This is a genomic window from Haematobacter missouriensis, from assembly GCF_000740775.1.
Lineage (GTDB): Bacteria > Pseudomonadota > Alphaproteobacteria > Rhodobacterales > Rhodobacteraceae > Haematobacter > Haematobacter missouriensis.
The window spans coordinates 70,282-83,922 of record NZ_JFGS01000006.1; the positions used below are offsets into that span (position 1 = coordinate 70,282).

Here is a 13,641-nt window from a genome sequence, read left to right on the forward strand (position 1 = left end):
GCGACCGGCGCAAATGTCGCGCAGCCTTGAAGACCGGCGTGGGATGACGCACATCTGGCCCGTGCAACAAGCCCGGATGATGCAATGAAAATCGCCCACCGTGAGATCGGACCCGGCCAGCCGCCGCTGGTGATCGCCGAGATCGGGATCAACCATGGCGGCAGCCTCGCCGTCGCCAAGGAGATGGTCCGCCTCGCCGCCGCTTCGGGCTGCGAATGCATCAAGCACCAGACGCACATCATCGAAGACGAGATGACGGAGGAGGCGAAGTCCATCTTCCCGCCGAATGCCGACGTCTCGATCTGGGAGGTGATGGAGCGAAACGCCTTGAGCCGCGAGGACGAGATCGCGCTCAAGAATTATACCGAAGGGCTGGGGATGATCTATCTCTCCACGCCCTTCTCCCGCGCGGCGGCTGACTTCCTTCACGACATCGGTGTGCCCGCTTTCAAGATCGGCTCTGGTGAGGCCGACAACCTGCCGCTCATCCGCCACATCGCCCGTTTCGGCAAGCCGGTCATCATGTCCACCGGGATGCAGACGATCCAGTCGGTCAGCGCCTCTGTGCGGATACTCGACGAAGCCGGGATCGAGTACGCGCTGCTCGAATGCACGAATCTCTATCCCTCCCCGGCGGAGATCGTGTCTCTTAAGGGCGTGACGGAATTGCGCGCTGCCTTCCCGAAGGCGGTCGTGGGTTTTTCCGACCATTCCATCGGGCCGGAGATGGCCCTGGCCTCCGTGGCCCTCGGTGCCTGTATTCTGGAGCGGCATTATACCGATACGCGCTATCGCATCGGGCCGGACATCATCAACTCCATGGACCCGGCGGAGCTGCGCTTCCTCATCGACCGATCACGGGAGATATGGATTGCCGCGAACAACCCGAAGGAACGCACGCAGGCGGAGGAATCCGTCTACGCCTTTGCACGCGGCAGCGTGGTGGCGGATCGCGATCTTCCCGAAGGCCATGTCCTCGCGGAGGCCGATATCTGGGCCCGCCGCCCCGGCTCGGGCGAAATTCCCGCCTATGAGTTCGATAGCGTGGTGGGCAAGCGGCTGACCCGCGCCGTCACCCGCAACACGCAACTGAAATGGGCGGACCTCGCATGAGTCTCACGCGCGCCGATATGGGCTGCTGGCTCATCAACCTGCCCCGCGCGGTGGAGCGGCGGCGGAAGATGGAGGCGCAGCTTGCGGGGATGGACCTGCCCTATACCGTTTTCGATGGTGTGGATGGCAGGGCGCGGGCGGAGGAGCTCCTGAAGACCGTCGATCTGGAGCAGTTCGAACGCAATCTGGGCCGCCGGATACTGATGGGCGGGATCGGCTGCTACCATTCGCATCTGGGTGTCTGGGGGGAATTTCTGGCCTCAGACAAGAAGGTCGCGTTGATCCTTGAGGATGACGTGGTGTTCCACGACGATTTCCTCTCTGCCGTCGATCTTGCGCTGGAGCATGACGGCGCGTGGGACATCCTGAAGCTCAACCGGATCCGGGCCAAGATGCCGATTTGTCAGGGCAGGATCGGCCCGTATCACGTCAACGCCTATCTCGGTCCCGCAACCGGGACTGGAGCATATCTGGTAAAGCGAGAGGTGATCGAGCGCCTTCGCCCGGAAATGATTCCAATAACACGCGCCACGGACCATGAGATTAACCGCTTCTTCATTCATGATTATCGGCTGTTCGGTCTGGAACCCTTCCCCAGCCATGTGGACGATGGCGGCCAAAGCCTTATCACCGGCTCCGGTTTCGCGGATGTGACGCGCCTGAAATGGTATCAGCGTCTTCCCTATTACCGATTGAAAGCTGCCAATTACTTTCGTCGTGGCTGGTGGTTGCTGAAGAAGGGCTATCTCTGGCCGCGCTGCGGGCGTCAACTTTAAGGGTGTTGCATTGGAAACACATGCGTGCTGAAACCTGAAAGTTGAATTCAGCCAAAGGTTGCTTGAAATAAAAATCAATACGCTATCCGTTGCAGACCTCATTATGGGTGCCGGAGCGCGTTTATTTTTGGCAACGATGGTTCTGTGGCAATGGCGGACGAGTTTTATGAAATTTCCTCGGTTTCCCTGCCGGAAGATTTCGAGACGTTCAGGCACCCGCCTGCGAGAACCCGGATCAGTGAACCCCAGTTCTGGGATGGATATGACAGGACGACGCTGATCTACGATGCCGTGTATATCGCCGACGATAATATCCTGCGGATCTGCTGTCCAAACCCTGTAAATCTTGCACCTATATTGCTGCACGGCACCTTTTCCATAGATGGAACTGGCGCAAGACCTGAGAGATTACGTCGACAGGGACAGTTCTGGACGCTGGATTTCCGGGTTTCTGCGAGTCCGAAAAGGTTCGGGCTTCGGTATCGGCATTTATCCTTTGATGCTCCGCTTAATGCGACAAATGGTCGCGATTTTGCGGGGAAGAATTGCCTCTATTCCATGGTGAAGAATGGGGACGCGAAATGGATTCACGACTGGGCGCTGTTTCACCGAAATGCCCACGGGGCTAATGCGGCTGTCGTCGTGAATAACGGGAGCAAGGATTTCACCAGCGCTGATATCGCTGTCGCCCTTCGTGATGCGGGACTGACGACGGTGCGAGTAGTGGAGGCGCCGCTTCGCTACGGTCCGGTTTCGGGCGCGCGGCGGGGACTGGGCCGGGCGAAGTTTCTTCAGGTCGCAATGATGAACCATATGCGGGATACGCTGCTTCGCGATGCCCGCGCGGTTCTCCCCGTCGATATCGACGAACTGGTGGTTTCGGAAACCGGGGAAAGCATCTTCGATCATGCGGTTCGCAGCCGGAGCGGTTATGTCACCATCCCGGGCCGGTGGCGTCATTCCGGCGGGCAGGAGAGCCGGCCGCGTCACGCATCCCACCGCTTCCGTGACCCGCAGGAGGAGCGGTGTGAGCCGAAATACTGCATTGTTCCGGGGTCTGTCCTGGGACGCTGGGTCTGGGGTGTGCACAGCCTCGCGGCGGTTCCGCGGAACCTGTTTCGCGGCCGGGGCTTCCACTTTCTTCACTGCCGGCAGATTTCTACATCCTGGAAGTTCGCGCGCGCCTTCGATGCCGACCGGGCGCTCGAGGCCGATCCGGCCGCCGGGGTGGTGCTGGGGCGATTACTCCCCCCGATGTCTTCAGAAGCACCCCCAATGCGTGCCGCCCGCGAAGACGCGGCCTAGACCTCCTCTCCCGAGACGCCATATTGGGGGCCGCGAACGGCGCTGAGGGAACGCATGGCTGTGAAATCTGGATTGGGCTGGCGCGGCAAGGCGCTGCGGGAGATCAACCGGCTGCGTCATCAGGTGACCGATGCGTTGAGTGTTCTACCCGATCGCTCTGCCACTCGGCGGCATGACGCGCGGTTCCAGGCGGCGGTGAAACTTCAGAAGGGTAGACAGGTGGCCGGGAGCCGGGTGGCGCTGGTGCTGCTCTATCAGCCCGCGGGCATTGCCCCCTCGACACTCGCGATGCTCGATCATCTGCTCGGGCGGGGCTACGTGCCGCTGGTGGTTTCCAACGCCCCGCTGGGCGGGGATGAGGAGGCTGTCCTAGCCCGTTCTGCCTTTGTCATGGAGCGCCCGAACTTCGGTTATGATTTCGGCGGCTATCGGGACGGGCTGAGAGTGCTGGAGGAGCAGGGGCTTGACCCGGAGTGGCTGCTTATCCTCAACGACAGTATCTGGTTCCCGCTGCGTGAGGATGAGACGATGATCGCGCGGATGGAGTCCTCCGGCAGTCCCTTTCTTGGCGCGATGTATGAGTTGAAGGGCAATCGCGTGCATCGCTCCCATTACGAAAGCTACTTCTTCCTCGTCTCCCGCGCGGCGCGGCGAAGCACGGCTTTCAGGAACTACTGGCGCGATTACCTGATGTCCTCCACCAAGCGGAAGGTGCTCCAGCGGGGCGAGAAGGGCTTTTCGCAGGCGATGTTTGCAGGCGGCTTTGCCCCCTCCGGGCTCGCCTCGCGACAGGCGTTTCTGGACTATGCCGCGACGGCGGATGACGGCTGGCTGCGCAAGACGCTCGACTACGCTGCCTATTCGGAAGATGTGCTGGAGCAGGAGCGGGATGCGATCCTCGCGCTGCCCGATGGAGATGGTTTTCGTGATCGGGCGCGGAACCATATCCGGCGCGCTTCCGCGGGCGGCACCTATCACGACACGTTCCACTGGGGGGCTGCGGTCCTGTTCGGCCTGTCTTTCATGAAGAAGCGCAACCGGGCCCAGACGGTGGAGATGCGGCGGCAGTATCTCCGCGCCGTCGCGGCGGGTGATCTGGCCCCGCCGTTACCGGTCATGCTTGCCGAGATCAGGGCTTCCGTGCCAGAGGGCAGGGCATGACCCGCTCGCTCCTCTTCGTCACCGGCACGCGCGCCGATTTCGGCAAGCTCGAACCGCTCGCCGTCGCGGCGCGGGATGCGGGCTTCCGCGTGTCCTTCTTCGTGACCGGCATGCATATGATGGACCGCTACGGGCGCACGAAGATAGAGGTGCATCGTCTTGCCGGCGTCGAGGTGTTCGAGTTCCTGAACCAGCGGGAGGGCGATCCGCAGGACATGATCCTTGCCAAGACCGTCGTCGGCTTTTCCGATTTCCTGGCGGAGCACCGGCCCGATCTCGTCATCGTCCACGGTGACCGGGTGGAAGCGCTGGCCTGCGCGCTGGTCTGCGCGACGAATTACGTCCGCTGCGCCCATATCGAAGGGGGAGAGGTGTCGGGGACGATCGACGAGATCTTCCGCCACTGCAACACCAAGCTCGCCTGGTGCCATTTCGTTTCCTCCGAGCAGGCAAAGGCGCGGGTCATGGCGCTGGGGGAGGCGCCGGAGGCGATCTATGTCATCGGCTCGCCCGAACTCGACAAGCATGGCGCACCCTCCGGCGTGACGCTGGCGGAGGTGAAGGCGCGCTACGACATTCCCTTCGCGGACTACGGGATCGCGGTGTTCCACCCTGTCACCTCCGAAGCGGCGACCATCGGCCTGCAGGCGGAGACGCTGTTCGGAGCATTGGCGGAGTCGCAGCGGAATTTCGTCGTCATCCTGCCCAACAACGATCCCGGATCGGAGGATATCTTCCGCGCCATCGACCGGCTTCCGGCGGAGCGCTTCCGGCGCATCCCGTCCATGCGATTCGCCTATTTTTCCGAGCTTATGAAAAACGCGGCCTGTCTCGTCGGCAATTCATCGGCAGGGGTGCGGGAGGCACCGTTTCTCGGCATTCCGTCGCTGGATGTCGGTACCCGGCAGACCAACCGCTCGGACGCTCCCTCCATCGTCCATACGCCTTCGGATCGGGCCGCCATCCTCGATTTTCTCACCACCGAGTGGGGACGCCGGTTTCCACCGGACACGGCATTTGGCGAAGGCCGAGCAGCGGATCGTTTCGTGGCAATCCTGAATGATGAGAGCTTCTGGGCGCGTGACTTCCAGAAAGCCTTCCGCGACGTTGGCTGATCTGGGGAAAAGCGTGGCGCAGCACACCGGCCTTGCCCTACGGGTCTACCTTGCCGCTTCCGCGCTCATGGCCCCGCTGGCGCGGCGTCACCTGAAGAAGCGCCTCGCTCGCGGCAAGGAGGAGCCGGCCCGCTGGCGCGAGAAGCTGGGAGAGGCCAGCGTGCCCCGCCCGGAAGGGGTGCTCGTCTGGATGCACGCCGTGGGCGTGGGGGAACTTCTGGCGCTGCCGGGGCTGGTCAACCGTATCCGAGCGCTCCGGCCCGATGTGACGGTGCTTCTCACCTCCTCCTCCCGCACTTCGGCGGAGGCGATTGCTAGGAACCTGCCTGCCGGTGCGATCCATCAGTATCTGCCTCTGGACGCCCTGCCTTTTGTGCGTGCTTTTCTGGATCACTGGCGACCCGACCTATCGGTCTGGGCGGAGCGCGACGTGTGGCCGGCATTCATTTGGGAGATCGCGCGGCGTGATGTTCCGCTGGCCATCGTCAACGGCAAGATGAGTGCGGCCTCCTTTCGGCAGAAGGCGCGGGCCCGGGCGCTGTTCTCCGATCTCTACACCCGCTTCGCCTTCATCGGTGCGCAGGAGGAGGAGAGTGCGCGTCATTTCGCAGCTTTCGGCGGGGAGCCCTCGCGCATCCATGTCACCGGTTCGCTGAAATCGGCGGCCCCACCGCTCGCGGATCAGCCGGAAAGCCGCCATGGTGTGGAAAACGACCTTGTTGGTCACCGTGTCTGGCTCGCGGCCTCCACGCATCCGGGCGATGAAGGGGCGGTGATCGAAGCGCACCAAAGGCTTCTCCAGCGCGATCCCGGTGCAGTGCTGATCGTCGCGCCCCGCGCGCCGGAGCGCGCGCCGGAGGTGGTCGCGACCTGCCGCACCGCCGGTCTGGCGGCGGAGCTGCTTCCGCCCGACAACCGCCTGCCCGCTCGGGCGGAGGTCTATGTCGTGCAGCGCATCGGTCAGCTCGGCCTTTGGTATCGGGTGGCCGATACGGCATTCGTCGGTGGTTCCATCGCCGCTGTCGGTGGCCACAATCCCTATGAGGCGGCACGGCTGGACTGTGCAATACTGCACGGGCCCAACGTCTGGAATTTCGAGGACGATTACGATGTTTTCGACCGGGCGGGGGCCGCGCGGCTGACCCTTCATGCCGAAGCAGTAGCGGAGGCGCTTTCCGATCCTGCGACGCTTGCCATGCGACCCCGCGCCGCTGCGCTGGCCGAACGGGGAGAGGCGCAGCTTGACCGGACGGCCCGTGACCTCCTCGCGATGTTGGCTGTTCGATGACCCTACGCCAACGTCTCGCCCTCCGGGTCTACCGGGCGCTGTGGTATCCGGCCCTGCCTTTCGTGCGGGCCTATTTCCGGCGACGCGGTCGCCGGGATCCCGCCTATCTGGACCATATGGAGGAGCGTTTCGGGCTGGGCGAACCCTTTGCGGCAACGGTCTGGATCCATGCGGTGTCGCTCGGCGAACTGCGCTCGGCCGTCCCGTTGATTCGTGCCTTCCTTGACCGCGGAGAGCGGGTGATCATAACCCACCTGACCCCGGCGGGCCGGCGCGGCAGCGAAGCCGCCTTCGGCCAGGAGATCGCCGCGGGTGATGTCGCCGTACGCTATCTGCCGCTGGAACTTGCGGGTGCATGGCGGAGCTTTTTCCGCAACTGCCGCCCGCGTCTCGGCCTAGCGATGGAGATCGAGATCTGGCCCGTGATGATCGAGGAGGCCCGTCTGGCAGGTGTGCCGCTGTGGCTCGCCAACAGCCAGATACCGGAGCGGAGCTTTGCCCGCGCCTGCCGCTGGCTACCCTGGATCGGCCATCCCGTCCGGGGCGTGGCCGGGGTTCTGGCCAAATCGCGGATCATGGCGGAGCGGTTCCGCGCCCTCGGCGCGCCCAATGTGCATGTCGTGGGGGAGCTGCGCTTCGATCAGCCCATTCCCGCGCGCCTGACAGAGGCTGCCGCTCGGCTTCTCGACGGGCCAACCGGCATGATGCTTCGCGGTCGGCATGTCGTGGCGCTGGCCAGTGTGGTGGAAGGGGAGGACGATCTGTATCTCGCCGCCTATCGTCTCGTGCAGGAGCGGTTCCGGGCGGCGGGGCGGGTGCCGCCGCTCTTCATCCATATCCCTCGCGCGCCGGAGCGTTTTGCGCAGGTGGGCGACATGCTGGAGGCATCCGGCCAACGTGTCCTCCGGCGCTCCCGGGCCTTCGACGCGGACCTTGCCCTGACCGATCCGGAAGTGGCGGAGGCCGATATCCTGCTCGGTGATTCACTGGGAGAGATGTATTTCTACCTCGCCCTGTCCGATCTGGCGGTTGTGGGCGGAGGCTTCGTGGAGAAGGGGGCGCATAACGTGATCGAACCGCTGGCCCTGCGCAAGCCGGTGCTCGTCGGGCCGCATGTCTGGACGATCGAATATCCGGGGAGGGAGGCAGAGGCCGCGGGCGTGCTGCGCATCTGCCCGACGATCCCCGATCTCGCGCAGGCCATGGGTGATCTGCTGCTGGATCCCGCAGCGCTCGCCGCCATATCCCGTCGGACGGAGAGCTTCTTCGCCGACCACAGCGGCGCGACAGCGCGCAGCATGGCCATCCTCGAACCGCTGCTGGAGATCACGCCATGACGGACCTGCCGCTTATTGCCATCGTGCCCGTCCGGGGCGGCTCGAAAGGGCTGCCGGGTAAGAACGTTCGGCCGCTCGGGGGGGTGCCGCTCTACCGCCGCGCCGTGGAGCAGGGCCTCGCAGCGGGTGCGCAGGAAGTCATCGTCTCCACCGACATTCCCGAGATTCTGGCGGCACCGCAGCCCGGAACGCGGCTGATCGCCCGGCCCGATGCGCTTGCGGGCGATGGTGTGCCGATGGATCCGGTGTTGCTTCACGCGCTGCGCGACATAGGCCCTGCCCTTGTCGTGCTGTTGCAGGCCACGTCGCCGCTCCGGCAGGTGGAGGATATCAAGAGCGGCGTGAATGTCTGGCGGCAGGGAGGGTTCGACCTCGTCATGTCGGTAACGGAGGCACCTTCGACCATCCTGAAATACGGTCTTGCCGAGGGGGATCGTTTCGTGCCGGTCGCCCGGCCGGAATACTGCTTCATGAACCGTCAGCAGCTTCCTCTGGTCTGGCGGCCCAATGGCGCGGTTTATGTCTTCTCCGCCGACTGGTTCCGGCAGAACGGTGGGCTGGCGACGGATCGGATCGGCATGGTCCCGATGCCGGCGGAACGGTCGATGGATATCGACACGCTCGCCGATTTTGAACGCGCCGAGGCCGCACTTATCCGATCAGAGTGAAGAGACGAGGTGCCCGCCGTCCACCGGAATGGCTGCACCCGTGATATAGGCTGCCGCGTCGGAAGCCAGCAACAGCAACGGTCCGTCCAAATCCTGCATGTGGCCCAGCCTGCGCTGCGGGATCCGCTTGACCAACGCCTCTCCTGGGGGGGAGGCGAAGAAGTCGCGATTCATTTCCGTCTCAAAATATCCCGGGCAAATTGCGTTCACCCGGATGCCGTAGCGGGCCCATTCGAGCGCGAGAGCGGAGGAGAGCTGCACCACCCCCGCCTTGGACGCGGCGTAGGAGGCGACAGCCCCAGCAACGCGGACACCCAGAATCGAGGCCACGTTGATGATGGATCCGCCATGTTTCGCCTGCCGCATCCGCCGCGCCGCCGCCTGCGCCACGAGGAATACGCCACGCAGATTGGTATCGACGACACGGTCCCAATCCTCGGCGGTGATGTCCAGCGCGGGGCTGGGCATGCTGATACCGGCGTTATTCACCACGATCTGCGGTGCGAGGGCGAGGCCCGTGAAGCACTCGGTAATGGCTTCAGGTTGGGTAACATCGAGGGAGACGGCCTCGGCCTTGCCGCCCGCAGCCGCGATACGCTCGCACAGCTCCTCCAACGCTGCCGCGCGCCGGGCCGCGACGATGACATGCGCCCCGGCACCTGCAAGAAGCTCGGCGAAATGGGCGCCCAGCCCGCCCGACGCGCCGGTGATCAGTGCGGTTTTGCCCTTCAGATCCTCGAACATCCTCATCCCTTTCGCGGTTCTCCCTCCATCATCGCGATTGTCGGACGATTTTTCCAGCCCTGACGGAGAACTTCTACATGTAACTACGTACCAGCGCGCCGGAGATCAGCGTCCAGCCGTCAGCGACCACGAAGAAGGCCAGCTTGAAAGGCAATGCAACGATGGCCGGCGGAACCATCATCATCCCCATTGACATGAGGACCGCCGAAACGACGAGATCGATGATCAGGAACGGCAGAAAGATGACGAAGCCGATCTGGAAGGCGCGCGCGATCTCACTCAGCAGAAAGCTCGGCACGAGCAGGGGCAGCGGCGCTTCCATTGCGGGGGGGGGCGGCAGCCCCGGAGCGCGGAGCGCCGCCAGCTCCGCCAGGGTGGAGGGGTTCACGCGATGAGCCATGAAACCCTGAAACGGCCCGATGATGTGGGGAAGCGCTGCTTCCACCGTCGTTTCTCCGCGGGAGAGGGGACCTATTCCGGTTTCCCACGCCTCCGTCAGCACGGGATCCATGACGAACCAGCTCAGGAAAAGCGCGAGCGTCACCATGAGCATGTTCGGCGGTGCCTGCTGCAGGCCGATAGCCTGCCGAAGGATGGAAAGCACCGTGACGATGAAGGGAAAGCAGGTCACCGTGACCGCCAGGCCGGGCACCAGGCCCAGAAGGGTGATCACCGCGATGAGTTGCACCGCCCGCCCGGCGAGCGAGGCTCCATTCGCCGGGATCAGGCCGTCTTGGGCGAGGGCTGCCCCTGCGAACAGGGTGAACCCCGCGGTCCAGATGAGCAGCGCCGGATCAGGCGCCCCCCGCCACATCGATGACCTCCGTCAGCTTGACGGCGAGTTGGCCGGCCTGATCGCCTTCAAGCTCCTGAAGCTCACCGCGGGCGATCAGCCGCTCACCCACGTAAAGCTCCACGAGATCGTCCACGCGCCGGTCCAGCGGCAGGACGGTATCTTGCTGAAGGCGGAGCAGGTCGCGCACCAGCGGGCGTGCCTTTCCGACCGATACGGTGATCTCGATGGGGATCTGTCCAAACAGGCGCTGCTCGGGAAAAGCCTTGTCATCCATGGGCGCGAAGCTCCGGTCTTTGGGGGTATTGATTGCGGATTTCCTCGGTCAGCCTGCGGGTGAGGCCGTCGAGATCGAAGAGCGTCTCCGCCGCGGAGCGCAGGACACACTGGCCGGGCAGGAGGGTGTCGTCGGCGACGATCTGGAAAGGCAGGTCGTCATGGTCCAGAAGCCGCTCCTGAAGCGCTGCAACATCCTCGGGGCAGACGGCAAGGGCCACCGGCTTCCGGGTTGCTTCCCGGGCGATCGGTGTGAAATGTTCGATGATCAGCTCCGCCAGCACAGTCCGCGCCATGGCAGGCAGGACCTTCGCCACGACCGCATCCAGCACCGGAGAGAGTGCGTTGAGAGCGTGGTCCCGCGCCTCCTGCCAGGTGAGGGACAGATCCTGAAGTCGGGCGTCCAGATCCGTGCGAAGCCGTGCGCGCTCGGTAACCTCTGCCGCGACGGCTTCCTCCCAGCCTGCGGCGAAACCTTCATCATAGGCGAGAGCGCGCGCCTTCGAAGCGTCTTCCTCGGCCAGCTGCGGGTATGTGGCGAAGTTCTCCAATGTGAGGGCGAGGGGTTTCATGCGCGCTCCTTGCGGTCTTCAAGCCAGCCTCTGAGGATTTCCACCGTTTCGTCCTGACGCTCGGCGATGAGGCGGCGCAGGCGATGAACAGGTTCCTCGGGTTCTGAAATATCCGTAGGGGCGGGGAGGCCTGGACCAGCCAGTGTCTCTTCCGCCGCGAGTATCCTGACGGGACGGCTGTCGTCCAGTTCGCGACCGGTCTTCCGGGTGCCGGTGAGGATCGGTCGAATGACGAACAGCCCGATGAGGAGGGCAAAGAGGCCAAGGAGCGCGGGTTTCACCAGCGTCGTGACATCGAAACCTGAGAGGATTCCCTTCTCGGTCGCCATCTCGGTCGTTTCGACTGGCTGAAACGGCATGGATTTCAGGGTAATCACATCACCTCTTGCCTCGTCATATCCGACTGTGGAGGCAACGAGATCGCGAAGCGCCGCGATCTCCGCCTCGGGCAAGGGTTGCCATGTCGTCGTGCCGTCGGTCCCCGCCACCTGCATTCCGTCCACCAGCACCGCGACCGTCAGCCGGCGCAGCGCGCCCGGTGCCCGCTCCACCGCACGTTCGGTCTGGGAAAAGTCGAAATTCGTCCGCTCTCGCGACCGGCTGTCCTGATTGCGTGAACTGCCGCCTGCCGACTGCGCCTCACCATCGGGCAGGTTGCTGGCCACGCCCACCGGCGCGCCAGGGCTTTCGGAGGAGCTGGCCGTCGTTTCTTCCGCATCGTGGCTGATCGCGATGCGGGAGGCCGGATCGATCCGCCGTTCGGTGATGGTCTCACGCTCATTGGCGATGTCGAGGCTGACTTCCGCAACGGCCCGGCCCGGGCCCAGACGGGCTTCCAGAAGCCTGAGGATGTTGTGACGCAATGCCTCTGTCCGCTCCGCCATCGGGCCCGCTCCGGGAGGCTCCACACCGGAGAGGACCAACCCGCGCTGACTGTCGATGACCGAAACCGCTTCGGGGAGCATCCCCGGCACGGCGGAGGAAACCAGAAACCGCATCGCCCGCGCCTGATCGGCACCGAGCGGCATGCCGGAGGTCGTGACGGTGACGGAAGCCGTGGGCGGCATGTCCTGCCGGAAAGGTTGGGCGCGCGCGGTGGCGATATGCACACGCGCCGCCCGGATGCCGCTGCTGGACAGGATGGTCCGGGCCAGCTCCCCCTCCCGCGCGCGCCAGTAGGCCGCGTCGAACATCTGCGACGTCGTCCCGAAGCCGGAGAGTGAATCGAGTATCTCATAGCCTCCGCTGCTGTTCGCCGGCATCCCCTCTGCGGCGAGAGCCATGCGGAGCTGATCACGTGCCTGTTCGGGCACATAGATCGCGTCGCCCCGCACATCATGGACGATGCCGCGCTGGGCGAGTGCATTCACCACCTGTCCCGCCGCCGCCGGGTCCAGCCCGGAGTACAAGAGGGTCATGCGCGGACTGGCTACTCCGCGTGCCATCAGGAGAATGGCCGCGAACATGACGAGCGTGGCTGCCGCCACCGCCACACGACGCGCCAGCGTCAGCCCATTCCAGATGGCCACGATCTGCTGCACGACGATTCTCCCTGATCCGGTCTGCGTGACTCTGGTTTTGCATTCGCAGCCTTAAGAAAGCGTTAGTCGGCTTGCGCTAAGACGATGTGGTGCAGATTCGGAGGCAACATGTCGGACGTGGCCGATCGTGGGATGGAAGATACGCCCCGAAAAGGGGGCAAACGGGGGCTGATTCTCGCAGGCGTGCTGGCGCTCGCATTGGCAGGCGGAGGTTTCGTGGCCGCTCGGTCCGGGTTGATACCGACCTTTTCCCCGAAGACGCCGGAAGGCGGTCTGGGCGATATCGCCTATGTGACCATTCCGCCGCTCGTCCTGTCTCTTGGGCCGGGAATGGCGGGCCGCCACCTGCGATTCGCCGCCGATCTGGAGGTGAGACGCGCGGATGAGAGAGAGGTCACACTGGTAATGCCCCGGATTCGAGACGTGCTGAACGGCTATCTCCGCGCGGTGGAGCCGGAGCGGCTGGAGCAGCCTGCCATGCTGATGACACTGCGGGCCCAGATGTTGCGCCGCGTTCAGATCGTTGCGGGCGAAGGGCGCGTGCGCGACCTGCTCGTTTCGGAATTTGTCATAAATTGAGGAGACGGGCATGGATTTCATCGCCGACCTGTTATTGGCGACGGGCGCTTTCGGCGCGGGTCTCTATTGTTTCGTGCTCTCCCGCCGCCTGAAACGCTTTTCTCAGCTGGAAGGCGGAATGGGGGGGGCGGTCGCGCTGCTGTCCACACAGGTCGATGACCTGACGAAAGCCGTCGCGATGGCGCGGGAGACGGCGGGAGCGTCGGAGCGTTCGCTGGAGGAGGTAACGGTTCGTGCAGAGGCGGCAACCCGGCGACTGGAGGTCGTGTTGGCCGCGATGCACGATCTGCCCGCTCCGAAGCCGCAGCGACGTCGGCTTCGCCTTCGCCAGCGCAGGGACGATATTCTCATGGCCGCGGAATGAGACGCCCCG

15 protein-coding genes are annotated in these 13,641 nt (G+C 64.3%); 10 read left to right on the forward strand and 5 right to left on the reverse strand.

What is annotated here, in order from left to right:
- Nucleotides 1–84 precede the first annotated feature (84 nt).
- The 8 genes from CG51_RS07025 to CG51_RS07060 all read left to right on the forward strand — a co-directional run bounded on the left by CG51_RS07025 (nucleotide 85) and on the right by CG51_RS07060 (nucleotide 8,763).
- Nucleotides 85–1,113, forward strand: a complete 1,029-nt coding sequence (locus CG51_RS07025) for an N-acetylneuraminate synthase family protein (protein WP_035743425.1) — start codon at nucleotides 85–87, stop codon at nucleotides 1,111–1,113.
- Entirely contained in the window at nucleotides 1,110–1,889 is a 780-nt protein-coding gene (locus CG51_RS07030) for a glycosyltransferase family 25 protein (RefSeq protein WP_088233843.1), read from the forward strand. Before CG51_RS07025 ends, CG51_RS07030 begins: the two co-directional genes overlap by 4 nt.
- Nucleotides 1,890–2,447: 558 nt before the next feature.
- The gene (locus tag CG51_RS07035; RefSeq protein ID WP_035743427.1) at nucleotides 2,448–3,194 is read left to right on the forward strand and encodes a glycosyltransferase family protein; all 747 of its coding nucleotides are present in this window, start codon (nucleotides 2,448–2,450) and stop codon (nucleotides 3,192–3,194) included.
- Between the two features lie 54 nt (nucleotides 3,195–3,248).
- Complete coding sequence (locus CG51_RS19100; protein WP_051930185.1) at nucleotides 3,249–4,355, forward strand: rhamnan synthesis F family protein; 1,107 nt, start codon at nucleotides 3,249–3,251, stop codon at nucleotides 4,353–4,355.
- Entirely contained in the window at nucleotides 4,352–5,470 is a 1,119-nt protein-coding gene (gene neuC / locus CG51_RS07045; RefSeq protein WP_035743428.1) for a UDP-N-acetylglucosamine 2-epimerase, read from the forward strand. The genes CG51_RS19100 and neuC overlap by 4 nt, the downstream gene beginning before the upstream one ends.
- A 13-nt stretch (nucleotides 5,471–5,483) precedes the next feature.
- Nucleotides 5,484–6,758 (forward strand): 3-deoxy-D-manno-octulosonic acid transferase, encoded by a 1,275-nt coding sequence (locus tag CG51_RS07050; RefSeq protein ID WP_035743430.1) that lies wholly within the window; start codon nucleotides 5,484–5,486, stop codon nucleotides 6,756–6,758.
- On the forward strand, nucleotides 6,755–8,095 hold the full coding sequence (locus CG51_RS07055) for a 3-deoxy-D-manno-octulosonic acid transferase (protein ID WP_035743432.1): 1,341 nt from the start codon (nucleotides 6,755–6,757) through the stop codon (nucleotides 8,093–8,095). Before CG51_RS07050 ends, CG51_RS07055 begins: the two co-directional genes overlap by 4 nt.
- The gene (locus CG51_RS07060) at nucleotides 8,092–8,763 is read left to right on the forward strand and encodes an acylneuraminate cytidylyltransferase family protein (RefSeq protein ID WP_035743433.1); all 672 of its coding nucleotides are present in this window, start codon (nucleotides 8,092–8,094) and stop codon (nucleotides 8,761–8,763) included. The genes CG51_RS07055 and CG51_RS07060 overlap by 4 nt, the downstream gene beginning before the upstream one ends.
- Here the strand turns inward: CG51_RS07060 and CG51_RS07065 are convergent.
- The 5 genes from CG51_RS07065 to fliF form a co-directional block, all read right to left on the reverse strand.
- On the reverse strand, nucleotides 8,755–9,513 hold the full coding sequence (locus CG51_RS07065) for an SDR family NAD(P)-dependent oxidoreductase (RefSeq protein ID WP_035743434.1): 759 nt from the start codon (nucleotides 9,511–9,513) through the stop codon (nucleotides 8,755–8,757). The two genes, CG51_RS07060 and CG51_RS07065, sit on opposite strands and share 9 nt — an antisense overlap.
- Before the next feature lie 67 nt (nucleotides 9,514–9,580).
- Complete coding sequence (locus CG51_RS07070) at nucleotides 9,581–10,321, reverse strand: flagellar type III secretion system pore protein FliP (RefSeq protein ID WP_035743435.1); 741 nt, start codon at nucleotides 10,319–10,321, stop codon at nucleotides 9,581–9,583.
- Nucleotides 10,302–10,577 carry a FliM/FliN family flagellar motor switch protein gene (locus CG51_RS07075; protein WP_035743437.1) on the reverse strand — a complete coding sequence of 92 codons (276 nt, stop codon included), beginning with the start codon at nucleotides 10,575–10,577 and terminating at the stop codon, nucleotides 10,302–10,304. Before CG51_RS07075 ends, CG51_RS07070 begins: the two co-directional genes overlap by 20 nt.
- Nucleotides 10,570–11,148: a FliH/SctL family protein gene (locus tag CG51_RS07080; RefSeq protein ID WP_051930187.1), complete on the reverse strand. Its 579-nt coding sequence runs from the start codon at nucleotides 11,146–11,148 to the stop codon at nucleotides 10,570–10,572. Before CG51_RS07080 ends, CG51_RS07075 begins: the two co-directional genes overlap by 8 nt.
- A complete protein-coding gene (fliF, locus tag CG51_RS07085; RefSeq protein WP_035743438.1) occupies nucleotides 11,145–12,689 on the reverse strand; it encodes a flagellar basal-body MS-ring/collar protein FliF in 1,545 nt (514 codons plus the stop codon). Before fliF ends, CG51_RS07080 begins: the two co-directional genes overlap by 4 nt.
- 117 nt (nucleotides 12,690–12,806) lie before the next feature.
- Between fliF and CG51_RS07090 the strand changes: the two genes are divergently transcribed.
- Both CG51_RS07090 and CG51_RS07095 read left to right on the forward strand, forming a co-directional pair.
- Complete coding sequence (locus tag CG51_RS07090) at nucleotides 12,807–13,268, forward strand: flagellar basal body-associated FliL family protein (protein ID WP_051930215.1); 462 nt, start codon at nucleotides 12,807–12,809, stop codon at nucleotides 13,266–13,268.
- A gap of 10 nt (nucleotides 13,269–13,278) precedes the next feature.
- Nucleotides 13,279–13,632 carry a hypothetical protein gene (locus CG51_RS07095; RefSeq protein WP_035743441.1) on the forward strand — a complete coding sequence of 118 codons (354 nt, stop codon included), beginning with the start codon at nucleotides 13,279–13,281 and terminating at the stop codon, nucleotides 13,630–13,632.
- Nucleotides 13,633–13,641 lie beyond the last annotated feature (9 nt).